Origin of the sequence: Paenibacillus sp. 22594 (assembly GCF_052044425.1) — a bacterium.
GTDB lineage: Bacteria > Bacillota > Bacilli > Paenibacillales > Paenibacillaceae > Paenibacillus_AQ.
The window spans coordinates 1-947 of record NZ_JBQENA010000039.1 but is presented as its reverse complement, the minus strand read 5'-3'; the positions used below and the strand labels follow the sequence as shown (position 1 = coordinate 947).

Annotated in this window: 1 protein-coding gene; it reads left to right on the top strand. The window is 50.6% G+C overall.

Annotation, left to right across the window (positions count from 1 at the left end; translation table 11 throughout):
* Positions 1-27: 27 nt before the first annotated feature.
* On the top strand, positions 28-947 hold a 920-nt coding region (locus ACTJKB_RS30855), incomplete at its 3' end, for a condensation domain-containing protein (protein ID WP_440838039.1).

The window sequence follows — 947 nt, the reverse complement described above, 5'->3', positions numbered from 1 at the left end:
GACCGGACGGTCGGGTGGTTCACCAGTATGTACCCGGTGGTGGTACCGTGTCATGAGGATCTAGCAGAAAGCATCATGACAACCAAAGAGATGCTGCGCAGGATCCCGAACCGGGGCCTTGGATATGGTCTGTTACAGGCAGAATTGCCAGTCCGGCCGCTTGAAGTCATGTTTAACTACATGGGACAAATGGACGCTGAGGCGAAGGGGAAAAAACTACAATTTTTTAGTTCGGGCAAGGGATCTGCCGATGAAAATACCGTCTTCCGCAAGATGATCATCAACGGGGGCATCATGGACGGAAAGCTACAGCTGGTGATCGGGTACAACCGGTCCTATCTATCGAGTGCTCGGATGCAATCCTTTAGTGAACGCTACATGGCCGCGTTACTTGCGATAAAAGACCACTGTATAGCGGTCAAAGAAACGGTTCGGACACCGTCTGACTACCGGACAGCGGATTTAACCCGAACGGATTTATCGGTCATTGAACAAGCAGTGGGGGGTTCCTCTCAGATCGAGCGAATCTATGGACTCACTTCACTGCAGAAAGGGATGCTCTACCACAGCATCGCCGAACCGGAATCAACCGCCTATAGAAACCAGAACATTTTTATAGGTCAAGGCTCTGCCGATGAGCACATAGTGAAGCAGGCACTAAACCTTCTTGCACTGCGGCACGAAGTACTACGGACAGCGATTATTCACCAAGATCTATCGATGCCGAAACAAGTCGTGATCCGCGAGAGGGAAGTGGAATACGAAAGAACGGACCTAACGGGAGTAGAAGCAATAGCGCAGGCAGAAAGGGTGGAAGCGATCGCACAGGGTCAAATCCAGCGGGGCTTTGACCTGGCACAAGACCCGTTATTGCGTGTACACCACGTCGTCCTGTCTAACGACAGTTATCAATTAATCTGGAATTTCCATCACATTATTATGGATGG